The organism is uncultured Succiniclasticum sp., from assembly GCF_902793885.1.
Classification (GTDB): Bacteria; Bacillota; Negativicutes; order Acidaminococcales; family Acidaminococcaceae; genus Succiniclasticum.
This window is the reverse complement of the sequence record NZ_CADBFF010000020.1, coordinates 32,907-52,525: the sequence shown is the minus strand read 5'-3', so window position 1 is coordinate 52,525 and position 19,619 is coordinate 32,907. Positions and strand designations below refer to the sequence as shown.

Here is a 19,619-nt window from a genome sequence, read left to right as displayed (position 1 = left end):
GCGCCAGAAGTCGCTCTGTTTTGTTATGCCGTTTTGCAACTTCTTCCAATCCCAAATTTTCTCAATTTGGAGCTTGACTTTTAATAGTTAGTCTTTCAAAATGAATTCTTTTATATTATTCCACTGTTCAATAGAATTATATCACGGGTACAATATTTAAAACAGAATCTGTTTCACAATTTTTACAGAATATAAAAAGCCGTTACTTTCATCACAGTGTTCCGAAGCGGAACGGAAACGTGATGACAGGTAACGGCTTATATATTATTTTGTTACTGCTTTGAAATTATCCGCGATAGTAATAGAAGAAGGTCATGCCAATGTTGACGATCATGGCGCCGCACATGGGGATGAAGGTACGCTTGATCAGGTCAAAGGGAGAAACGTTGCCCATGCCGGAAGCGACTACGATAACCGCGGTGATGGGGGAGCAGGTACGGGCGATGGAGGCCGCGAAATGCATCGGCAGCAGGAACAGCACCGGTGCGATGCCGCTGGCTTTGGCTACCGCCGGGGTCAGGGCTGCAAAAGCAAAGAAGGGCGCGTTGCCGGAACCCATTACGATAGAAGAAACGGCGATAATGGCTACCATGACCACCATCATCATCATGGGGGAGAAGCCTGCGCTCTGGCTGCCTTTGATCAGGGTGTTGATGACGCCCATGCTCATTAAGCCCTGGGCAAAGACCTGACCGGCTACGATCAGGGTTACCACGTTGGCCATCTGCATGCCCATGCCGTCGAAGAATGCCTGCACGCCGTCAAATACGGTTTTCAGGTTGCGGGTGCGGATGAATTCCGCAATCATGCCCACGGCCAGGCCGATCATCATGGCGTTGATGATGTTGACTTTGATCCAGGTGATCCACAGGGGGCTGAAACTTAAAATCAGGGCCAGCGGCACGATAGGGAGCAGGGCGTAAATGGCCGGCGCGTTGTCGGAGGGGTCGTCGGATTTGGAATGATCCACATCCATGGGAACGACTACGTGGCCGTCTCGTTTATCCAGATATTTTTGTGAGAAGAAAAACAAAGTGCCGACTACGAAGAAAGCGACAATAACGATGGGAACCTGATAATTGGTCCAGTAGATAACGGGATCCAGGCCGGCGTGTTCCGCGGACAGGATGGTGCCGGTATCGCTGGGGCTCCAGTCAAAGCAGAGGGTGGAAGCTACGGCTGCGGTGGCGGCCAGACGGCTTACGCCCAGACCAATGAGGATGGGGAATACCGTAACCATCAGCAGCATGGCCAGACCGGAGGCGGAGTTGATGCACAGGCCGATGCACAGGCCCAGCACCCAGCTCAGGGACAGTACCAGGTAGGGAGATTTCAGTTTCAATAACGGTTTGATGGTCATGCGAACCAGGGCGCGGGAGGCGCCGATCTTATCCATGTACTTGGCGAAAGCGCCTACGCACATGATGTTCAGGCCCAGTTTGGCGGCCCGGGACGATAAGGTCTGGCTCATGAACTGGAACGTATCAAACAGGATGGAACCGGTGCTGGCTTTAGGCGCCAGGATCTGTCCGTACCCAAAGATGACGGCGGTGTACATGAGGATGAAACCGCCCACTACCAAAACCGGCTGGGGTTTGTACTTTTTATAAATCAGGTACGCAACCCAGAATGTAACAAGAAATGAAATAACTAATGCCATAAATAATACCTCCTGACTCTTACTCTTTTGCTGCCAGGCAGAGGATGTCCAGCGCCCACTGGCAGGTCATGTACAGATCTTCTTCCAGCAAAATTTCGTCTACGGTATGCACATTGGTCATACCGGTACCCAGCACGGTGCAGGGGATACCGAAGCCGTTGAAGTGGCTGCTGTCGCTGCCGCCGCCGGTGGCGGTGATGTCTACGGTTAAACCCAGATTTTCCGCTGCTTTGGCTGCCAGCTGGATGACCTTGCTGTCTTTGGCAAGGCAGTAGGGTTTGTAGGAAGGTTTCACTTCCACGTCAACCGGCACGCCGGCTTTTTCGCCGCCCTTTTTGTAGGCTGCCACAATATCGGCCGTGAGTTTTTCCAGCTTTTCCGGATTACGGCTGCGGCAGTCCATGGCAATCTCTACCAGATCCGGCACGATGTTGGTAGCGGAACCGCCGTGGATGATGCCGATATTGCAGGTGGTCTCTTCATCGATGCGGCTGGTAGGCATGTCCATTAAAATCTCCGCCGCTTTCTTAATGGCGTTGATGCCTTTTTCCGGCGCTACGCCGCCATGAGCGGTTTTGCCGTGGACTTTGGCAAAAATTTTGTTCTGGCCGGGAGCCGCGAAAATGATTTTGCCGGGGCGCCCGCTGGAGTCCAGCGCGTACCCGATATCGGAATGCAGCAGGCTGGTGTCCAGATTTTTCGCGCCTGCGCAGCCCTGCTCCTCACTGACGGAGAAGACCACCTGGATATCGCCGTGGGGCAGGTTCTGTTCTTTAAGGCAGCGCAGGGCTTCCAGAATGGCTACCACGCCGCCCTTGTCGTCGCCGCCTAAAATGGTGGTACCGTCGGATTTGATGACGCCGTCTTCGATGTGGGGTTTGATACCGGCACAGGGATTGACGCAGTCCATGTGGGCATTCAGCAAAATGCGGGGCGCGCCCGCCACCGTGCCCTTAAAATCCGCCACGAGATTGCCTGCCGTGCCGTTCAGGGCTTTGGCAGCCTGCATGTCTTCCGTCACCTTGCCGCCTAATTCTTCCAGCCGTTTTTTCAGCAAATCGGCTACTTCCCGTTCGCCCAGAGAAGGGCAGGAAATTTTAATCAGTTCATAAAATTCGTCCAGTACACGTTGTTTGTTGATGTTCAATGTCATATTCCTCCTACGTTAATTTGTAAGAAAGCACTGAGGAAGACCGCCGCAAAAATGATAAGCGGGCGTGCCTGATAATCCATCAGCGTTTCCCCGGATTCCCCTCATAAAAAACTGTTTTGTCTGAAAAAATATATTATCTGCTGCCGAATTCCGGTTGCGTCAGAACTCCGCATGCTCTTTAAACGCTGTACCCCAGACCGTATTTTTCAGGACGGCGCCTTTCAGATTTGCCTTGTCCAGCATGGCGTTTTCAAACACGGCTTCCGTAAAATCCCCGTTGGCCAGCCGGGCCTTTCCCATCTTGGCGCTGGAAAAGTTTGCGCGCTGCGCCTTGAGGCCGGTTCCGTTGATTTCATACAGATTGGCTCCGGTCAGGATGCTGTCCGACAGATCGCTCTGGAAAAACCATCCGTATGCCAGATTGGCAAAAGTGAAATCCGTCCTGCGCAAATCGGCTTTGTCGAAAGTGGCCTCCTGGAAATTTCCGGAAAATGCTGTCAGGCCGGTCAGCGTGGCGCCGCGGAAGTCGGTGCGGAAAAAATTGCCACCGGACAGGTCCGCGTGTTTCATGACGGCGTGGCCGAAATAGGCATAGGGCGCGTCCACTTTTTGCAAATTGGCATCGGTCAACTGGGCCTCGGAAAAAACAGCTCGTTTCAGGTTGCAGCCCTGTAAGCTGGCCTGGTTCAGAATGGCCCGCTCCAGTCTGGCTCCCGTCAGGTTGGCGTTTTGCAGATTGGCGGCGGTTAAATCCAGTCCCGTCAGGTCGGCGCCGCTTAGGTCGGCGCCGCGTAAATCCGCATTAGGACAGTTCTGTCCCCCGGTCACAGCTGCCACATCAGAAGCGCTGTAAGCTTCCGCCGCAGGCTGGAACGCGAACCCTACCAACAGAGGGAACGCTATGGCAGAAAGCAAAAAATTTAAGTATTTCATAGTTGCCTCAAAATTATAAACATGCGATTCAGGCCCGGCAATCTGCTTTTGGAAATTACCTTGGCTGAATCATATAAAACAATAATGTGAGTCGGGAACGTTTCATCTAATTACAGGCACGGTTACGTTTCGCTGATTTCCCTGACAAAATCAGCCGGGTCGTCGGGCAGTTTGTCCCACATTTTCCACGGGGGACAGTCGTTGAAGTCTTCCTTTTTAAATTCGCTGCCAGCCAGCACGATGACGCACCGGGCGCCAATGGCCGCCGCGCATCTGGTGTCGTTGGGCGTGTCGCCGATAATGATGATTGAATCGGTTTCGCCGGCCTTTACCAATCCGTCAGCCAACAGACGCGTATATAAAATCTTTGCTACCTCGTCCCGTTCTTCCGCTAGGTCGCCATAGGAACTGTGACGGAAATCAAAATACCGGGCAATACCATACTCCGCTACTTTGTCCCGGGCGCCGTTGGCGGTGTTGCCTGTCAGCAGCAGGTTCGTGATCTCCGGCTCATTTTCGCTGAGATACTGGAGCGTTTTTTCCACATTGGGCATCAGATATCCCTTGTGCGCTTTCAGGTTGCTCTTCAGGTACATCTCGTATTTCAGCATCAGCGACGCGGCCCAGCCGCTGGTACAATGGCCCTTGATATCCGTAACGATTTCCTTGATGATGGACGAATCGGTACAGCCTGCCAGCGTATGCTTGAATTCATAGGGTTCTTTTCTGAAGAAATAATCACAGATGGCTTCCTGCAGCGCGTCGTAACCGGCGCGGTTGGTCAGTAATAACGTGCCGTCAATATCCCAGGCCAGGTATAACATACGTGTTCCTCCGCTTGTGCGCAGCTGCGTTACGGGAATGCCGGGCATGGAAACAGAAACAAGGTCCCCCTGGGAACGGCTTCCGGTTCGCAGCGTGCTGAACGAAATAACGACTGCCATTTTGAACGTAATCGTAACGGTCCTTTTTATAAGAAGTTACCATATAATTTTACTCTATCTGCCGATATTATGCAAATAAATTACTTACATGCCGCCGGATAACATGCTATAATAAATTATACAGTGGCAACGGGTAAGGTTGTCTTGTATTCTGTTTCATTTATATTGGGGTCGAAAGAGGTGGCTCGTATGAATTTTGTCAAGCTTTATGAATTAAAGATTTTTACCGCGGAAGATGTACAGTGCGGCGACGAACCGTTTTTCAAGGCGGTGTTTAAAGAGGCGCGCCGTCTCGGTCTGGGGGGCGGTACCATGGTCCGGGCCGATGCAGGCTACGGAAGGCAGGTCCGGGGGAATGACGGCCGCGCGGTCCCCATTTTTTTCAGCGGGAGTTACAATCTGCCGCTAATCATTGAAATTGTGGATACAATGGAAAACCTGGAGCTTCTCTATCCTTTCCTGGAAAAAAACGGGGAGAAACATTTTTTAGCTGTGATTGTGCCCCTGACGGCATTGTATACAAAGTATCTTGAGGGCAGCGGCGTACAACTTGGCAGGCCGTCATTGCCTGTCATGGACAAACCGGACGTATGAACCGGTGAATGAATCCGTGTTTCCGAATCCTGCGGTTGTAAAAAAAGTGTGTTGCCTGATGTGCTTTCTTGCCAAGGACAGCCGCATAGTATATAATTGATTCGGATAATCCGGCGGCGTGCCCGAAGGCCTGCCATCCTGGTCAGGTATTGCGCTGCGGCGCTGCCGTTCCGAACGGTGTTGTTTGATTTTTTAATAGCAGATGTAATGGAGGAAACATTATGGCAGATGAGAAAATTACGGTAATCGATGATAAAGACCGCGAGGAAGAAGCTCTTTCCCTGTGCAAATGGGCGGCGGCCCGGGCCGGCGTAATCGTAGTGGTTCCCGGTCTCGGCACACTTTCTACCGTTGCCAATGATATTTACATGATCATGAAGATTGGTTCCGTGTATGAAGAAAAAATTACGGAAAAAGCTGCGGTTAGCCTGCTGGGTTCCATGGGCACGGTATTTGCCGGCGGCAAGCTGGCCACCCTGATCCCCTTCGCCCCGCTGCAGATCCCCCTGGCCATCGGCATGACATACGGTCTGGGCCGCGTGGTGATGGAATGGATCAAGGCCGGCAAGCCGAAAGACATGAGCGCCTTCAAAAAAGTGTACGAAGACGCGTCCAAATATGCGAAAGAAAATATCGACCTGTTCAAGAAAAATCCCGATAAGGATAAACCGTTAGGCGATGAGACCAAAAAATTTGATGTGTAAGTAAGCAGCTGTATTTTTCTGTAAGAGACAGATTCTTATCAGCGTTTTAATAAAACCCGTGCAGGGAACTGCTTCGAGTTTTGCCAGTGACTAAAAAGCTGTAACGATACAGCAGTTGGGGGTTTTGTAAGTTGAATTTTGAGATATTCCTGTTTTTGTTGTTCATGTCATTTGTCAGCTTTGCCGTTGGCGTCATTGTCTGGGTGGCCATCGTCCGTTTCTTCGGCCGGGGTTCACAGAAGGCAAGGATCCTGAGTTACATTTTAATTCCCATTATCGCGTTGGGCTATAACTTTCTGGTTCTTACGGCAGGGAAGTGGCGGTATCTGGTGGGCTTTCTTCCCATTGCGCTGATCATCGGGTATGTTCTGTATTACCGGTTTGGCGATCACGGCACGTATATTGAGCCTCAGGCAAAACCGGAATCGGATTTCCAGCGGAGGGAAAGTTCCAAGTCCAGACGGATCCGCGAGGCCCGGGAAAAACGGGCGGCGGAGCGCGAACAGCGTAAGCATGGCAAACCGAAAGAAAAATAAGGAGGAACGTGCTATGTTTAAAAAAATCGTGGTACCTGTTGACGGCTCGGAAAGCGCATGGCGTGCGTTGGAGCAGGCTGCTGCGCTGGCCTGTAAATTTGAAGGGGAACTGCTGGTGATGACGGTCATCCAGCCCTATAACAATGCGGCGCTGCTGGCGGTTCCGCTGGATCACAATATCATCAGCCAGAGCAATGCGGATCTGGAAGAAGTAGGACGGGAAGTGCTGGCCCGTGCCAGAGACAGAGTGGATGCCAGCGGTTTTACCGGCAAGGCGGAATATAAAATTGAACTGGGACATCCGTCGGAACGCATCCTGACCATTGCCAAAGCGGAAAAGGCAGATGCTATCGTATTGGGAAGCCGCGGCCTTTCCGGCATTGCGGAATTTTTCCTGGGCAGCGTAAGCACCAAGATCTCCCAGTATGCCAACATTCCGGTATTGATCGTGAAATAATCGCATCCGCGCTGGGGCGTAAAGCCAAACGTGATCTGTGCCCTGTGGCGGCGCAGAAAAAACAGCAGAAATAAAAAATCAGGCAGCTCCCATTTCGGGAACTGCCTTTTTGTTTGTCCGTTCCATTCAGAACATATGCTTTTTCCACAGCCAGAAGCCGGCCAGCAGGCTGACCAGACAGGTTATGCCGAAGACGATAAAGAAGCCGGAGGCTACCTCGGCAAACGGAACCGGCACGTTCATGCCCCACAGGCCTGAAATCAGCGTGGGGATGGACAGGATGATGGTGACCGAAGCCAGGAACCGCATCACCAGGTTCAGGTTATTGCTGATGATGGAGGCGAACACTTCCATCATGCTTTGCAAAATGTGGCTGTACATCTCAACCATTTCAATGGCCTGCTTGTATTCTACGATGACATCGTCCAGCAGGTCTTCGTCCTCTTCGTACAGCTTGATCAGCTGCTGCGTCTGAGCCGTGGTGCGCAACCGCAGCAGTTTTTCCGTCACCATGTAGTTGCTGCGCAGGGACGTAGTGAAATAGGTCAGGGATTTCTGTAAGTCCAGCATGCTGAACAGTTTGGAATTTTCCATGGCCTGACGCAGATGGGATTCCAAATCATCCGTCCTGCGGATGATGTTGCGGATATATTTCAAATATAATGTAGCGGATTTATACAGGATCTGGAACAGGAACCGGGTCTTCTTATACGTACTGAACATTTTGTACGTTTGGGCGTTAAAGCCGGAGGTAACCGCGTTGCTTTCCAGACAGACGGTCACGATGACGTCTTTTGTGACAATAATGCCTAAGGGCATGGTATCGTAGTCTTTATTGCTGCGGAAAAAAGGAATGTCGATGACGACCAGAAGCTGTTCTTCGTCAATTTCCGTACGGGCTTTTTCTTCCCGGTCAAGGGCAGCCGTCAAGAAATCTCTGGAAATATGGGTGGCGTTGGCAATTTCATCAATCTCTTCCGTCGAAGGGGAGACGATATCGATCCAGCAGCCTTTTTCCATATCTTCAATGTCGAATTCATCAACGCCGGTGTTGGAGCTTTTTAATACTTTGTACATGGCCGGTTCCTCCTTTCCTGCGTGATTTCATGATTCGCCATTACACATTTTACTCTCCGCTCTCTTCCCACGGGACGCTTTCGCTCCGGAAGGCGCAGGAGGTTTAATAGCAAATCATAAAAACACTTTCCCTTATAACTAATTTATTATATACGATAACAAAAAAAATTACTACCCCCTATTGCGTTTATGCTATAATTATTTGAAAACAGCGGTAGTAAAAGCATGTTAAAGGAAACGACCCGGATTTTTGCTGCTTGCTTGCATGCATCCTGCGAGTATCTGGCAGCGTAATTCAGCAGCGTAGCAGTGTGTGATTGCGGGAGGAAGGAATCCATGAATATTTTTGATATCGTAGGACCGGTCATGATCGGTCCCAGCAGTTCGCATACGGCGGGCGCCTGCAGGCTGGGGCTGCTGGCAGCGGGCATTTTGGGAGAGCGGCCGCGGCAAGCCGAAATCTTACTGCACGGTTCGTTTGCCCGCACCTATAAGGGACACGGAACGGACCGGGCTCTCGTGGCCGGCCTGATGGGCTGGCAGCCGGATGATGTGCGTATTCCCAACGCATTAAAGCTGGCTGCGGAAGCGGGCGTGAAATTTACGTTTCATCCGGTGGATCTGGGCAGTATGGCGCATCCGAACTCTGTGCTGTTTCGCCTGACCGGGAAAAACGGGAATGCCTGTGAAGTCATCGGGGCGTCCGTGGGAGGCGGCCAGATCATGGTCACCAAAGTGGACGGTTTCCCGGTAGAACTGACCGGGGTGCTGCCGGCGCTGTTTGTGCCTCACCGGGATGAACCCGGCGTGATTGCGCTGGTGAGCACCATCCTGGCGCAAAAACAGATCAACATTGCCTCCATGCGGGTGTTCCGCGAAGGCAAAGGGGAAACGGCGGCCATGGTCATCGAGTGCGACCAGGCGGTCCCTCCGGCAGTGATTCGGCATCTGGAAGAACTGGGGCCGGTGAAACTGGTACGGTTCGTGGATAAGGTTTCGTAAAAAGAAAGGCAACGGCGTGTTTCACTCCGTTGCAGGCAAAATAGGTATGTAACAGGATTTACGGAAAGGGTTTCTATGAAGCAGGATAAATTGTCATGGGCCCGGCTGGTCAGCGAGTCGGAAGCAAAGCAGCTTCCGTTGCTGGACTATTTGCTGGAGAGAAGCGCGGCCCAGCTGGAAACCAATCAGGCTGCCATTCTGGCAAAGATGGATGCCATGCTGCAGGTCATGGAGGAAGCGGTCGCTTTCGGTATGACAGGCGTTACGTCCAACAGCGGGCTGACCGGCGGCTCCGCTAAAAAACTGAAAGAATACATGGAAACGATACAGGCGGGCGGGAACAGCCGGCCGGCTTTGTTAGGCCCGGTGGCCGGCTCGGCCGTGATGTATGCCCTGGCTGCGGCGGAAGCCAATGCAGCCATGGGGCGCATCGTGGCGGCACCTACGGCAGGAGCCAGCGGCATACTGCCGGGTGTGCTGATGTCCCTGAAAGAACATTGCGGCGTACCCCGGACAAAACTGGTAGAAGGACTGGTTATTGCCGGTGTGATCGGCGAAGTGATCGCCAGCCGGGCTTCCATTGCCGGCGCAACCGGAGGCTGTCAGGCGGAATGCGGCAGCGGCGCAGCGATGGCTGCGGGAGCAGTCGTCTATATTTTTGGCGGCAACGGCAAACAGATTGGCGACGCGGTTTCCATTGTTTTCAAGAATATGCTGGGACTGGTCTGTGACCCGGTTGCCGGACTGGTGGAAGTCCCCTGTATCAAACGCAATGCCGGCAGCGTAGTGCAGTGCCTTTTGGCTGCGGAACTGGCGCTGGCCGGTGTGGGCAGTTTCATTCCGGCGGATGAAGCAATCGATGCCATGGACAAAGTGGGACGAGCGCTTCCGTACGGGCTGCGGGAAACCGCGGAAGGCGGCCTGGCTGTGACGCCGACAGCAAAAGCCTGGACGGAAGAATATTTTAAAAAGATTCATAGTTGACAGTTTGAAAAGCCTGTGTTATAATAATTTCCGTCATTAAGCGGCGCTTACATGGTGGGTATGGTGAAGCGGTTAACACGGCGGATTGTGGCTCCGTTACGCGCAGGTTCAAATCCTGTTACCCACCCCAATTTTTCATTTTGGGGTGTAGCCAAGTCGGTAAGGCACAGGACTTTGACTCCTGTATGCGTAGGTTCGAGCCCTGCCACCCCAGCCAAATTTTAATGGTCCATTAGCTCAGTTGGCAGAGCACCTGACTTTTAATCAGGGTGTCCCGCGTTCGAGTCGCGGATGGATCACCAAAAAATCAGCTCCCGTTCGAAAGAACGGGAGTTTTTTTATTTCAATCTGCTTACTCAATCGGGTGTGACTCGCTTTTGATTTCCATACGGAAGTCCTCCCCGGATAAGAAATTCTCAATTAATGGATCGACGACTGAAATAACGCGGTTCAGATTCTTTTCGCTGAGACTGTCCAGCGAAAAAGGCTACTATGTCTGCCTGAAATACGATCCGGCTGCCTGAAGCATGACCGGAATGTAAGATTGTAAGACAAATGTAAGACTTGGGAAACTGATAACCACGCGGTTTTGTTCCCAGAGTCTTACAGTCTTACATTTTTACAGAAAGAAGATAAATAATCCTTTGCTTACATGTGCGTCCGTTATATGAATTAGATTTCAATTTCACTACCTCTGTCTGCCGGAAATAATGTAAGACTGTAAGACTTTTTTGTGAAACCGGCGCTGGCACTGGGATTGCAGCGTCTTACATAATTAAAAAAAGGAGAAGAGTCGTACATAATCGGAAACGGAATAAATCCGGCGCGCGGTTCCGTTACGCCTGCTTAACACGGGCGTTTTTTGTTTTCACGCTAACTGTGACATGCTGAGACTGTGCCGCAAATCTTCATAGAAAATATTAGCAAGTTATGCTACAATAACATTGCGGAAGGAATCGTGCCGGTCGGAAAGACAGGTGAAGAATTGAGTAATTTTAAACCGATTGACTGGGATTCCATGACTTTTTCCAACAACCTTGTGTTTTTGGAAGTGATGAAGAAGGGGAAAAAATTATGGCGATGAAATACTGTCCAAATTGCGGAAATCAAATTGAAAACAATACAAAGTTTTGTCCGAACTGCGGTACACAGTTTGCAGATGTTACAACTGTGGTTCCTCCCAATCATCCTTACAATAATGCGGGAACTCAATTTGCTGCTGGTGGCGCTTCGTACGGGAAACCGCCGATTGATGGAAGCGTTAAGAAAAGAGGTATTGTATCCGCCCTTATTTTTTCATTGATTACCTGTGGTCTGTATGTAATATACTGGATTATCAAAGTAACGAATGAAATGAATACGTTACTTAACAGGAAAAATGCCACAGGCGGTTTCATGACGATAATTTTCACAATTTTAACCTGCGGCCTTTACGGCTTTTATTGGGCATATAAGCTTGGTGATAACGTGGATCTTCTCAAAGGAAATCGCAGTGGTAACACGGGTATCTTATTTTTAGTCGTGTACATTTTCGGTTTTGGCATTATTAATGTTGCATTGGCACAGGATGCGATCAATGATAAACTTGACGGAATCTATTGAGAATCGTTTGGGAAAAAATGATACAATTTGGTCATGCCAGAATTTTTCTCTGCGAAATGGATTAAAAAACAGTGATTTGGTAAAAAGGACAGGAATCATTGTGTTATTGGGCTTGGCATATGGATGTTTTGCCGACATAACCGGTATTTCTGTTCCATGCCCTGTTAGATATTTGACCGGAATTCTTTGCCCGGGGTGTGGCATCACTACATTATTCTTAAGCGTTGCACATGGTGATTTACAGAGTGCGAAACAGGCTAACGCTTTTATATTCTATACGTTGCCTCTGCTTATTGTTTTCTGTTATTATGGCGTGATTGCATCACACAGCAGAGTCTCTTTTTTAGTCAACAGATTTTTGATGCCGTTATATTTGGTTGCTTTGCTTGCGTTTGGCATTTATCGAAATATCTAATCCTGTTTTTTGGTGGGAAAATTTTGAAATAAAATATTACAGTGCCAATATCTGGCGTTGCTGTTTGCTACAATAAAACTGTAGTAAGATGGCGACGCTATTGTTTTTTGAAAATAGTGTGCCTGCAATTATTTTTGCAGGATAATAGCAGTTGCTGTAAGGGGGGAAGCCAACGCATGCGGTATTGAATTGATGACAACAATTAAAATAACGCCTGCCGGTTTGGCAGGCGCTGCGGAAGCAATGCTCAGTCTTATAATTTAATCCACATTTTTCGGTTTAAACGGATGCTCCTGCGCGTACGCGGTAGCATCGGAATTTAATTCCGTAACGCTCATATCGCCAAAATAAGTTTTTCTCCATTTTGTATAATCGAAGCGTTCTCTGATAATCACAGAAATAAAGCGTTCGGTTTCGATTTCACCCAAATTTTCTAAAAGGCAGGCCATGCCTTTTTCCATGATTTCAGCGGTATTTGCATTATTCATCGTTTGTACCTCCAATCAACCGGATAAATTCCGTAGGATTCACTATCATGATGTTATCATTTTTGTACTTGAGAAGTCTGTCGTCCGTAGTTAGCAAATAATCGCTTTTTGCCAGAATAGCGCAAGCGGTGTGGATGGCATCAGCAGATTTTACCCCAGTTGCAGCGATAGTTTCTGCCAGTTCTTCTACTTCCCTGCTATGTGTTTCATCAATATAAACAAAGGTATTATTTGCGACAAAACGCTCAATTGCCCGGCGTTTAGTTTCGGAACGGTTTTTAGAATTCTCGTAAATTAGCATATACGAGGATGCGAGCTGGATTTCTCCATCTCTGATCATGCTTTGAACATGAAGCTTTGCCTGCGATTCAAGAGAGATTCTGAGTTGTGACTGATCGTCATAAGGACGGTTATAACAACAGTTGTCCAGGTAAACCCTCATATCCAATCTTCTTTTTAGTATTTTCAAATTGACACCTGTCTTTCCGACTGATGCAATGTCTTCCGCAGTGATATTGTAGCGCAGTTCAGCAACGGAAGCAAGACAATGGAAAGATATTTCACAAATGGTTTTTATGCAGATGTCTTATTAAAGAACGATTGCCTTTGTAATGATTTCCGCACACCGGCGCAGCTTGTCAGATTGACAGGCTGCGCTGATTTTTTTGTGTCCTGCGGGGACACCAATTTAGGATTTGCCTGACTTATAATAGCTCCAGGATGATTCTGTAGTAAAATCCTGATTATCGGATTGTTATTATCTGTATAAAGCACAAAGTGTCAGGATATAGCACAGTTGAGCGCAGTGTTTTGTGAGATAATTAAAACAGAAGGGAGGCTAATGTGGACATACTGGAAAAAGAATGCAGGCGCATTGGATTAAACATTATGTTCCGGCGCAAAGAATTACAGATGACGCAGGAAACGTTAGCCAGCCTTTCCGGTGTTTCCCGCTCTCGCATCTCAGATATTGAACGCGGCAGGGAAGTCTTTAAAATATCTTCCCTGATGCTGATTGCAGAGGCGTTGCAGATTGATTACCGGGAATTGCTGAAGTGAAAATGATTGATAAAGGAGATGTTACGATGAAACAATGTCCGGCTTGCAAAAAAACATATGATGATAATACGATGTTCTGCAAGGAATGCGGTGTTGCGCTTGGTACTATGGTGAAAAGCAACATGCAACAAGAAGCTTTGTACAATAAAAACGGTGTTTATGAAGCAAGCGATGCGAATATAGTAACAAAACCGCAGCAAAAATATGTGCCCGATAAGGGTATTAAAAAAATGTTTTTCAGTACTCAAGGAAGATTAAATCGTAAACGTTATATTCTGAGGGGTTTGGTTATAGGCGCTGCCACATCTGTTGGAAGTATGATTGCAACTTCGCTGGTAACAGGCGCATTACTATCCGAATCAATTCCCATGTTAATTGTTTCGGCACTGTTGGTATTGTTGATGATTATTCTTCCGGTGGTGTCTGGATTTATGTTGGCAGTACGCAGATGGCACGATTTAAATAAACCGGGCATACTTGCTTTAACGAATATACTTATCCTACCTGGGTTGTATGTACTTTTTGCAAAAGGAACAGAAGGCCCAAATAAATACGGCCCGGATCCATTGGAAATCTCGAGTGAAATTTGAAAAAAATGAAGACTGATTATAAAATAATTTAAGTAAAGTGAGGTTATAAAAATATGGAAACAGCTTTATGTTTGTTGTATCTGATTATGGGATGCTGGAGTATCGGTTATATCAAACACGATTTTCTGGGTTGGACAACTTTTACTACAAGCCTGGGTAGTTATTATATTTCAAATATGGCATTGGGATTTTGTTTTGGCTTCCTGACTATTCCTTTTGCATTATTACACATGCTGGTTTTTTCCAAAAAATAGTTAGCTAAAGTGTTTAACCTAACACATGCAGTTTCAATGCCTGCCATACGGTATTTCCAAATAGTACGAATTGATGAAAGCAAAAGACCTGTCTGATGGGCAGGTCTTTTTTACGTAAATAATAAACAGCTGAAAGAACATTTGTTATTGAAAGCATACTGAAAACCTGAAAACCTGACGGTAGGCTACATTTTTTATTATCCATCTTCTGATTGACATTGTAAACCGTTTGTATTAGAATTACTGTGAAAGGAGATGATTTTAATGGCCACAACACCGACCCAAATCCGTATTGATACTGCTGTAAAAGAACAGGCCAATATTCTATTTGCCGAACTTGGAATGGATATGTCCGGAGCGGTAAACATATTCCTTCGACAGTGCATTCTGCATGGAGGACTTCCTTTCTCTGTAGAACTTCCCAGATACAATCAGGAAACACTTGATGCAATGGTTGAAGCAAGAAGAATCGCCGAAGATGTTAATGTTAAAGGATATAAAAGCATGAAAGAACTTAAAGCCGCTTTGGAGGCAGACGATTGATGTATACTGTTAAGTTTACCTCTGCTTTTAAAAAGGCCTACAAGCTCATGAAAAAACGAGGCGCGGATATAACGCTTCTTGATGATGTCATCGAAGAGTTGCGCAAGGGCAATGAGCTTGATGAGAAATATAAAGATCACGTTCTCAAAGGAGAATACGCTGGTTTCCACGAGTGTCATATCAAACCGGACTGGTTGCTGATTTATCTGATTGAGAAGGATATGCTCATACTTACCCTTGTTAATACTGGTTCTCATGCTGATCTGTTCAAATGATAGCAACTGGCATAAAAGCAACTTGCTTAAGCGTGGGTGAAGCCATATATACATAGTTTTTCATTCTTTTTACCCTGCCAGTACAAATTCCGGCAGGTCCATCTCCCGGAGCAGTTCGTTTGTTTTCCATATGTCCAGCTTGTGGTTCAGGGCGTGAATCACCATCCCGTCCCGGGCATCCCGGGCATACAGCTTGCCCTCGCCTGCATATTTCAGCAATGTCTGGGTTTCATCTATGGTAAGGTGGGCGGCGATGGCGAAAATCAGCAGTTTGTCGCGGGTAAAGGTTTTGCGCCCTGCCAGCAGATGGTAGGCAAAGGTACGTTCCAGGCCGGTGTTGAAAATAACATCGGCCTTTTTTAATTTGTGTTTTGCAAATAATTGTTCCAGACAGGCAACGGCGTCAGGATGTTGCAGTTCTTCTTCGTTACGTTCGTAAAACGTTTTCAGTTCTTTATCCGTTTTTGCTTTGGTCAGTTCGGAAAATAATTCATCGGTATCCTTGCCCATGGAAAAAATCCTTTCTGTTTATGCTATAATACTGGTGAAGCGCAAAGGCGCGAATTTAGTTTGCTGTACCTATTATACAACATTTTGCAGGGAACGGACACAATGCAGGAAGCAATGCGGTTCATACAGGACAACTTCAAACGGGTTTCCGTGCTGAAGGAACGCAATGGCGGAATGACGGAGATTGTCATTGATGCGGAAAATGCTATTTATATCCGTAAAACCGTTCCGTACACCGGGCTCCCGTACCGGAAGCTGATGAAGCTGCCCCATCCGCTTTTGCCGAAAATATATTATGCGGCGGAAGGGGAGGGGTGTACTTGTGTCATTGAGCAGTACGTGGACGGACGGAACCTGCAGGATATTCTGGACAGGGAAGGCGCATTGCCGGAGGAAACGGTGCGGCACATCGGTCTGCAGCTTTGCGACGCGCTGGAGTTTTTGCATGGGCAGGGTATCATACACCGGGATATCAAGCCTTCCAATATAATACTGAAAGAGGACGGCGCACTGTGCCTGATTGATTTTGGCGCGGCGCGGGTCATCAAAGAGGATGCGGAGCAGGACACGCGGATTTTGGGTACGCCGGGGTTTGCGCCGCCGGAACAGTACGGTTTTGCGGCCACGGATTACCGCAGTGATTTTTATGCGGTGGGCATGACGCTGAAAGCGCTGTTGGAAAATGAATATCGCGGCTCGCTGACCGAAGCGATACGCCGTTGCGTGGAACTGGATCCGGAACGCAGAGTGGCTTCGGCTCAGGAACTGCGCAAGTTACTGCAATCCCACTGGTATGATTTTCTGACGCAGCCTGGTAAACGCAATGCGGCGGTTGGTCTGGTTGCATTATTACTGGTTGGGGGTGTTGCCTTTTGGAGTACGCAGCAACCTGTTGCACAGAAATTGCCAGAAGGCGTTGCGGCAACGCAGAGCATTTCCAATGAAACCGGCGCTGCTGTGAAAGATAAAAAAATGCAGGCGGATTCGGGTGAAAATGAAAAGAAGAAAGCGGAGAAAAATACGGAAGCCGGTACAGAGGCAGGAAGCGGAAATATAAAGAAGGATGGCGCATTAGAACAAGCGGCTCCGTCTGAGAATCCGGCTTCCGGCAATGCAACAAAAAAAGCACCGCCCATCGTTTCATCCAATAAAGAAGGTGTTTCTACAAAGGCTGACAACGTGCAGTTCAGCGGCAGCAACTGGAATGTGTTTCAAAAGACCGAACAGCATTTAGGCCCCAAAGTGGCAAATGCGGACAAGGTGGTGTATCCGCCGGGGCAGTGGCCGCGGATTACAATACAGAACCGGTCGGACATGCCGCTGAAGAATCCCCAGGCCGTGCTGCACTTTACCGATTTTGGCGTAGTGGGCAGCGACCTTTCCGTAACCGACTACAATAACATGGTGATCTCTTCCCGGTTTGCTGACAGGGGAGGGAACGGAGTCGCGCGGACGGTCACACTGCGTTATGACGGAACGGTGCCGCCGCATGAAACGTATCATCTGGTTCTGTTCGGCGGCATAGCCGGTCTGTTTCAAACCGGTGCAAATCCTTCCGTGCGGGTGGTGTTCAGCGCGGATAACGCTGAAAATCAGGAAAAGAGTTATAGAATAGTAGTACGGTGATGCGAGCATTGCGAGATTTTTATCTGTACTCTCCTGTGAACTTCATGGAAATTTTCGCCAGTATCTGCTATAATAAAGCCGTAGTATAATTAGTTATCACAAATGTAAGAACCCGTCCATTTTTTGTTGGGAGGCATCTATATGAATATCAGAAAATTAGGAATGACTGTTGTAACCATGCTGGCAATTATGGCGACAGGTACTTGTTTTGCAGTCTCGAAAGAGGATTTTGTAATTGGAAATATCCGCTTGGGGCAACCCCTTACGGAAGTAATTGCGAAGTACGGACAACCGGTGCAACAGGAGCAGTCGAACGAGTATTCCAGATATTATTTCGTTAAAGAAGGGAATGCGAAATGGTTCCTGGTAGATACGGCGCCGACTGATGACAAGTCGGTATTATGCGTAGCCCTTAACGGCGACATAAAGATGGCAACAAAAGCCGGCATCAAAGTCGGTTCTACCGGCGCAGAAGTGAAAAATGCGTATGGAGAACCCGATTCATGTCTGGATGTAAACAATAACCGTATAGCTACGGATGATAAAAACTATCAGGGCCCTTGTATCGTTAGTTATGAAGCGGATGGATGGAGTTTACAATTTGTGTTGAGCGAGGGAAAAGACGCAAAAGAACGTAAGGTAATGAGCATCGCAATGAGAGTAAAAAGCTGACAATACGTGAGTCAGTTACTAAAATGCATCTGACTCTTTGTCTTATGCGATAGTAAAAAAACATTAAATTGTGGATGGTCTTTGTTATCAACGCAGATATATTCAGCATTTTGTTAAAAATGTTTTGCGGGCGTGGCGGAATTGGCAGACGCACCAGACTTAGGATCTGGCGGTTTATCCATGCAGGTTCAAGTCCTGTCGCCCGCACCAAATTATGAGAACTATATAGCCGGAACCGCAAGGAACCGGCTTTTTTACAAGACTGTGCTGCTGTTTTTTATAGCGCGCCGTTTTAACAGGAAGGGTGGACCATGCAGATTCACGGAATACCGGTCAATCTAAAATTGAATAGTACGGTTCTGATGATCGCGTCTTTTGTGATAAGTGTTGTCGCGGGTCTGATCTTTGGCTTTGCGGGCGTCGGGCGCGGTGTGTACGTGACGATGTATACGGTGGGCATGGCGTATCTGAAGCTGTTGTTCCTGCTGGCACTTCCTCTCGTCTTTCTGAATCTTGTTTTCGGTGTGATGCAGCGGGTGCAACTGCAGTCTGACCGTTCGTCCCCTGCAAGGTTGTGTTTTTTCCACAGCATCGCGGTGGTTGGCGCCGCAATTCTTGGTCTGGCAGCGGGCGGGATTACCGGGTCTTCCATGATCCCGGCCACCTTTGCCGGGTTTGCCGATTTCGGTCTGCGCTGGCTCCGGCCTCTTGTCCCATGGCTGTTGTTTCTGTCGGTGCTGATCGGTGCTGCCGCAGCGAAAATCGGCCCGGAAGGGGAAGAGGCCCGCAGGATGATTAGCTCTCTGGCGGATGTGACTGCTTTTGCCGGAACGTTATGGCTGCGGATTTTGCCCGTGGGTCTGTTTTTCCTGCTTTGCCCCATGATTGGGGTCCGGGGTCTGGCTGTTCTGTGGCCCGGAGTGAAACTGGTTTTGGTGACGGCTTTTTGCTGTGTGGCGTACGGCGTTTTGGTTTACGGATATCAGCTGCATCATTGCGGCAGAGACTGTCCGATGCATTTCCTGCGTAACTTTAAATCGGTGCTGCTGCAGGCCTTTGCCGTATGCTCTTCCGGTTCCGGGGAAGGAGATGCTCTGCGCAGTCTGTGGCGAATGGGAATTGCGGAAGAAACGGGCCGGACTGCCTGGCATTGCGGAAAACTGCTGGGCAAAACGGGTACGGTGCTGTATCTGGGAATTGCCTGTATGCTTGCAGTGCGTTATGTGGGTATGCCGGTTTCCGTTCATTCGGGCGTCGGCTTCTTTGTCTGGATTCTGTTGTTCTCGATGGCAGGGATGAAGTACCGGGGCGGCGGACTGTACTGCGTACTGGTTCTTCTTTTTATGATAGGGCTGCCGATGCGGGCTGCGGTTCCGCTGCTGGTGTTCGAGTGGCTGCTGGACGGGTGCCGTTCGGCGCTGAATTCGGCTGCCGCAGGGACGGGGGCATACCTGGCGGACAAGCTGGGCTGGATGCTGCCGTTGCGTAAATGATACAATACATAAGGGAACGTTTTAACAGCTGTGGAGTTTCTGCAGCTG

General features: G+C 48.7%; 24 protein-coding genes and 4 tRNA genes. 19 read left to right on the top strand and 9 right to left on the bottom strand.

The window, feature by feature from the left end:
- Positions 1 to 286 precede the first annotated feature (286 nt).
- The 4 genes from dcuC to QZV31_RS09945 form a co-directional block, all read right to left on the bottom strand.
- Positions 287 to 1,660: a C4-dicarboxylate transporter DcuC gene (gene dcuC, locus QZV31_RS09960; RefSeq protein ID WP_093729901.1), complete on the bottom strand. Its 1,374-nt coding sequence runs from the start codon at positions 1,658 to 1,660 to the stop codon at positions 287 to 289.
- A 19-nt stretch (positions 1,661 to 1,679) separates the two neighbouring features.
- Positions 1,680 to 2,807, bottom strand: coding sequence for a M20/M25/M40 family metallo-hydrolase (locus QZV31_RS09955; protein WP_366508712.1), 1,128 nt, complete (start codon positions 2,805 to 2,807; stop codon positions 1,680 to 1,682).
- 165 nt (positions 2,808 to 2,972) lie between these two features.
- Complete coding sequence (locus QZV31_RS09950) at positions 2,973 to 3,746, bottom strand: pentapeptide repeat-containing protein (RefSeq protein WP_295360093.1); 774 nt, start codon at positions 3,744 to 3,746, stop codon at positions 2,973 to 2,975.
- Positions 3,747 to 3,868: 122 nt separating this feature from the next.
- On the bottom strand, positions 3,869 to 4,690 hold the full coding sequence (locus QZV31_RS09945) for an HAD hydrolase-like protein (protein ID WP_295360091.1): 822 nt from the start codon (positions 4,688 to 4,690) through the stop codon (positions 3,869 to 3,871).
- Positions 4,691 to 4,879: 189 nt separating this feature from the next.
- Here QZV31_RS09945 and QZV31_RS09940 point away from each other — a divergent pair, with 189 nt between their 5' ends.
- The 4 genes from QZV31_RS09940 (at position 4,880) to QZV31_RS09925 (ending at position 6,981) form a co-directional block, all read left to right on the top strand.
- Positions 4,880 to 5,284, top strand: coding sequence for a DUF190 domain-containing protein (locus QZV31_RS09940; RefSeq protein ID WP_295360088.1), 405 nt, complete (start codon positions 4,880 to 4,882; stop codon positions 5,282 to 5,284).
- Between the two features lie 221 nt (positions 5,285 to 5,505).
- Positions 5,506 to 5,988, top strand: a complete 483-nt coding sequence (locus tag QZV31_RS09935; RefSeq protein WP_295360085.1) for a hypothetical protein — start codon at positions 5,506 to 5,508, stop codon at positions 5,986 to 5,988.
- A gap of 131 nt (positions 5,989 to 6,119) precedes the next feature.
- Positions 6,120 to 6,524, top strand: coding sequence for a hypothetical protein (locus QZV31_RS09930; protein WP_093729907.1), 405 nt, complete (start codon positions 6,120 to 6,122; stop codon positions 6,522 to 6,524).
- 13 nt (positions 6,525 to 6,537) lie between these two features.
- Complete coding sequence (locus tag QZV31_RS09925) at positions 6,538 to 6,981, top strand: universal stress protein (RefSeq protein WP_295360080.1); 444 nt, start codon at positions 6,538 to 6,540, stop codon at positions 6,979 to 6,981.
- 126 nt (positions 6,982 to 7,107) lie between these two features.
- On the opposite strand, the gene QZV31_RS09920 is transcribed toward QZV31_RS09925, so the two are convergent.
- Positions 7,108 to 8,058: a magnesium transporter CorA family protein gene (locus QZV31_RS09920; RefSeq protein WP_093729909.1), complete on the bottom strand. Its 951-nt coding sequence runs from the start codon at positions 8,056 to 8,058 to the stop codon at positions 7,108 to 7,110.
- Positions 8,059 to 8,394: 336 nt separating this feature from the next.
- Between QZV31_RS09920 and sdaAB the strand changes: the two genes are divergently transcribed.
- The 7 genes from sdaAB to QZV31_RS09885 all read left to right on the top strand — a co-directional run bounded on the left by sdaAB (position 8,395) and on the right by QZV31_RS09885 (position 12,061).
- Positions 8,395 to 9,060, top strand: coding sequence for an L-serine ammonia-lyase, iron-sulfur-dependent subunit beta (gene sdaAB, locus QZV31_RS09915; protein WP_295360076.1), 666 nt, complete (start codon positions 8,395 to 8,397; stop codon positions 9,058 to 9,060).
- A 75-nt stretch (positions 9,061 to 9,135) separates the two neighbouring features.
- Positions 9,136 to 10,044, top strand: a complete 909-nt coding sequence (gene sdaAA, locus QZV31_RS09910) for an L-serine ammonia-lyase, iron-sulfur-dependent, subunit alpha (protein WP_295360073.1) — start codon at positions 9,136 to 9,138, stop codon at positions 10,042 to 10,044.
- Between the two features lie 54 nt (positions 10,045 to 10,098).
- Positions 10,099 to 10,174 (top strand) — tRNA-His (locus QZV31_RS09905).
- Between the two features lie 11 nt (positions 10,175 to 10,185).
- Positions 10,186 to 10,261, top strand: a tRNA-Gln gene (locus QZV31_RS09900).
- A gap of 9 nt (positions 10,262 to 10,270) precedes the next feature.
- A tRNA-Lys gene (locus tag QZV31_RS09895) sits at positions 10,271 to 10,346 on the top strand.
- A gap of 772 nt (positions 10,347 to 11,118) precedes the next feature.
- Positions 11,119 to 11,646, top strand: a complete 528-nt coding sequence (locus tag QZV31_RS09890; protein WP_295360070.1) for a DUF4234 domain-containing protein — start codon at positions 11,119 to 11,121, stop codon at positions 11,644 to 11,646.
- Entirely contained in the window at positions 11,621 to 12,061 is a 441-nt protein-coding gene (locus tag QZV31_RS09885; RefSeq protein WP_295360067.1) for a DUF2752 domain-containing protein, read from the top strand. The genes QZV31_RS09890 and QZV31_RS09885 overlap by 26 nt, the downstream gene beginning before the upstream one ends.
- 260 nt (positions 12,062 to 12,321) lie before the next feature.
- On the opposite strand, the gene QZV31_RS09880 is transcribed toward QZV31_RS09885, so the two are convergent.
- Positions 12,322 to 12,549, bottom strand: a complete 228-nt coding sequence (locus QZV31_RS09880; protein WP_295360064.1) for a hypothetical protein — start codon at positions 12,547 to 12,549, stop codon at positions 12,322 to 12,324.
- The gene (locus QZV31_RS09875) at positions 12,542 to 13,018 is read right to left on the bottom strand and encodes a PIN domain-containing protein (RefSeq protein ID WP_295360062.1); all 477 of its coding nucleotides are present in this window, start codon (positions 13,016 to 13,018) and stop codon (positions 12,542 to 12,544) included. The genes QZV31_RS09880 and QZV31_RS09875 overlap by 8 nt, the downstream gene beginning before the upstream one ends.
- A 374-nt stretch (positions 13,019 to 13,392) precedes the next feature.
- Here QZV31_RS09875 and QZV31_RS09870 point away from each other — a divergent pair, with 374 nt between their 5' ends.
- Positions 13,393 to 13,608 carry a helix-turn-helix transcriptional regulator gene (locus QZV31_RS09870; RefSeq protein WP_093729443.1) on the top strand — a complete coding sequence of 72 codons (216 nt, stop codon included), beginning with the start codon at positions 13,393 to 13,395 and terminating at the stop codon, positions 13,606 to 13,608.
- 2 nt (positions 13,609 to 13,610) lie between these two features.
- Complete coding sequence (locus QZV31_RS09865) at positions 13,611 to 14,198, top strand: DUF805 domain-containing protein (protein WP_295360103.1); 588 nt, start codon at positions 13,611 to 13,613, stop codon at positions 14,196 to 14,198.
- Positions 14,199 to 14,361: 163 nt separating this feature from the next.
- Here QZV31_RS09865 and QZV31_RS09860 read toward each other — a convergent pair whose 3' ends face one another.
- Complete coding sequence (locus QZV31_RS09860) at positions 14,362 to 14,499, bottom strand: hypothetical protein (RefSeq protein ID WP_295360059.1); 138 nt, start codon at positions 14,497 to 14,499, stop codon at positions 14,362 to 14,364.
- Between the two features lie 217 nt (positions 14,500 to 14,716).
- Between QZV31_RS09860 and QZV31_RS09855 the strand changes: the two genes are divergently transcribed.
- Both QZV31_RS09855 and QZV31_RS09850 read left to right on the top strand, forming a co-directional pair.
- Positions 14,717 to 14,995 (top strand): type II toxin-antitoxin system RelB/DinJ family antitoxin, encoded by a 279-nt coding sequence (locus QZV31_RS09855; protein WP_295360056.1) that lies wholly within the window; start codon positions 14,717 to 14,719, stop codon positions 14,993 to 14,995.
- Positions 14,995 to 15,270 (top strand): type II toxin-antitoxin system YafQ family toxin, encoded by a 276-nt coding sequence (locus tag QZV31_RS09850; protein WP_295360054.1) that lies wholly within the window; start codon positions 14,995 to 14,997, stop codon positions 15,268 to 15,270. Before QZV31_RS09855 ends, QZV31_RS09850 begins: the two co-directional genes overlap by 1 nt.
- A 69-nt stretch (positions 15,271 to 15,339) precedes the next feature.
- Here the strand turns inward: QZV31_RS09850 and QZV31_RS09845 are convergent, their stop codons facing one another.
- Positions 15,340 to 15,780, bottom strand: a complete 441-nt coding sequence (locus QZV31_RS09845) for a hypothetical protein (RefSeq protein WP_295360051.1) — start codon at positions 15,778 to 15,780, stop codon at positions 15,340 to 15,342.
- A 102-nt stretch (positions 15,781 to 15,882) separates the two neighbouring features.
- Between QZV31_RS09845 and QZV31_RS09840 the strand changes: the two genes are divergently transcribed.
- The 4 genes from QZV31_RS09840 (at position 15,883) to QZV31_RS09825 (ending at position 19,571) form a co-directional block, all read left to right on the top strand.
- Positions 15,883 to 17,406 (top strand): serine/threonine-protein kinase, encoded by a 1,524-nt coding sequence (locus QZV31_RS09840; protein WP_295360049.1) that lies wholly within the window; start codon positions 15,883 to 15,885, stop codon positions 17,404 to 17,406.
- A gap of 141 nt (positions 17,407 to 17,547) precedes the next feature.
- Positions 17,548 to 18,078: a hypothetical protein gene (locus QZV31_RS09835; RefSeq protein ID WP_295360046.1), complete on the top strand. Its 531-nt coding sequence runs from the start codon at positions 17,548 to 17,550 to the stop codon at positions 18,076 to 18,078.
- 126 nt (positions 18,079 to 18,204) lie between these two features.
- Positions 18,205 to 18,288, top strand: a tRNA-Leu gene (locus QZV31_RS09830).
- Positions 18,289 to 18,389: 101 nt separating this feature from the next.
- Complete coding sequence (locus QZV31_RS09825; protein WP_295360043.1) at positions 18,390 to 19,571, top strand: cation:dicarboxylase symporter family transporter; 1,182 nt, start codon at positions 18,390 to 18,392, stop codon at positions 19,569 to 19,571.
- Positions 19,572 to 19,619 lie beyond the last annotated feature (48 nt).

Excerpts from the sequence above, each read along its gene's own strand:
- QZV31_RS09845 (WP_295360051.1), bottom strand. The coding sequence starts at position 15,780 with ATGGGCAAGGATACCGATGAATTATTTTCCGAACTGACCAAAGCAAAA.
- dcuC (WP_093729901.1), bottom strand. The coding sequence starts at position 1,660 with ATGGCATTAGTTATTTCATTTCTTGTTACATTCTGGGTTGCGTACCTG.
- QZV31_RS09860 (WP_295360059.1), bottom strand. The coding sequence starts at position 14,499 with ATGGCAGGCATTGAAACTGCATGTGTTAGGTTAAACACTTTAGCTAAC.
- sdaAA (WP_295360073.1), top strand. The coding sequence starts at position 9,136 with ATGAAGCAGGATAAATTGTCATGGGCCCGGCTGGTCAGCGAGTCGGAA.
- QZV31_RS09840 (WP_295360049.1), top strand. The coding sequence starts at position 15,883 with ATGCAGGAAGCAATGCGGTTCATACAGGACAACTTCAAACGGGTTTCC.
- QZV31_RS09945 (WP_295360091.1), bottom strand. The coding sequence starts at position 4,690 with ATGGCAGTCGTTATTTCGTTCAGCACGCTGCGAACCGGAAGCCGTTCC.
- QZV31_RS09935 (WP_295360085.1), top strand. The coding sequence starts at position 5,506 with ATGGCAGATGAGAAAATTACGGTAATCGATGATAAAGACCGCGAGGAA.
- QZV31_RS09825 (WP_295360043.1), top strand. The coding sequence starts at position 18,390 with ATGCAGATTCACGGAATACCGGTCAATCTAAAATTGAATAGTACGGTT.
- QZV31_RS09865 (WP_295360103.1), top strand. The coding sequence starts at position 13,611 with ATGATTGATAAAGGAGATGTTACGATGAAACAATGTCCGGCTTGCAAA.
- QZV31_RS09850 (WP_295360054.1), top strand. The coding sequence starts at position 14,995 with ATGTATACTGTTAAGTTTACCTCTGCTTTTAAAAAGGCCTACAAGCTC.
- QZV31_RS09855 (WP_295360056.1), top strand. The coding sequence starts at position 14,717 with ATGGCCACAACACCGACCCAAATCCGTATTGATACTGCTGTAAAAGAA.
- QZV31_RS09920 (WP_093729909.1), bottom strand. The coding sequence starts at position 8,058 with ATGTACAAAGTATTAAAAAGCTCCAACACCGGCGTTGATGAATTCGAC.
- QZV31_RS09940 (WP_295360088.1), top strand. The coding sequence starts at position 4,880 with ATGAATTTTGTCAAGCTTTATGAATTAAAGATTTTTACCGCGGAAGAT.
- QZV31_RS09835 (WP_295360046.1), top strand. The coding sequence starts at position 17,548 with ATGAATATCAGAAAATTAGGAATGACTGTTGTAACCATGCTGGCAATT.
- QZV31_RS09925 (WP_295360080.1), top strand. The coding sequence starts at position 6,538 with ATGTTTAAAAAAATCGTGGTACCTGTTGACGGCTCGGAAAGCGCATGG.
- QZV31_RS09950 (WP_295360093.1), bottom strand. The coding sequence starts at position 3,746 with ATGAAATACTTAAATTTTTTGCTTTCTGCCATAGCGTTCCCTCTGTTG.
- sdaAB (WP_295360076.1), top strand. The coding sequence starts at position 8,395 with ATGAATATTTTTGATATCGTAGGACCGGTCATGATCGGTCCCAGCAGT.
- QZV31_RS09880 (WP_295360064.1), bottom strand. The coding sequence starts at position 12,549 with ATGAATAATGCAAATACCGCTGAAATCATGGAAAAAGGCATGGCCTGC.
- QZV31_RS09890 (WP_295360070.1), top strand. The coding sequence starts at position 11,119 with ATGGCGATGAAATACTGTCCAAATTGCGGAAATCAAATTGAAAACAAT.
- QZV31_RS09885 (WP_295360067.1), top strand. The coding sequence starts at position 11,621 with ATGATAAACTTGACGGAATCTATTGAGAATCGTTTGGGAAAAAATGAT.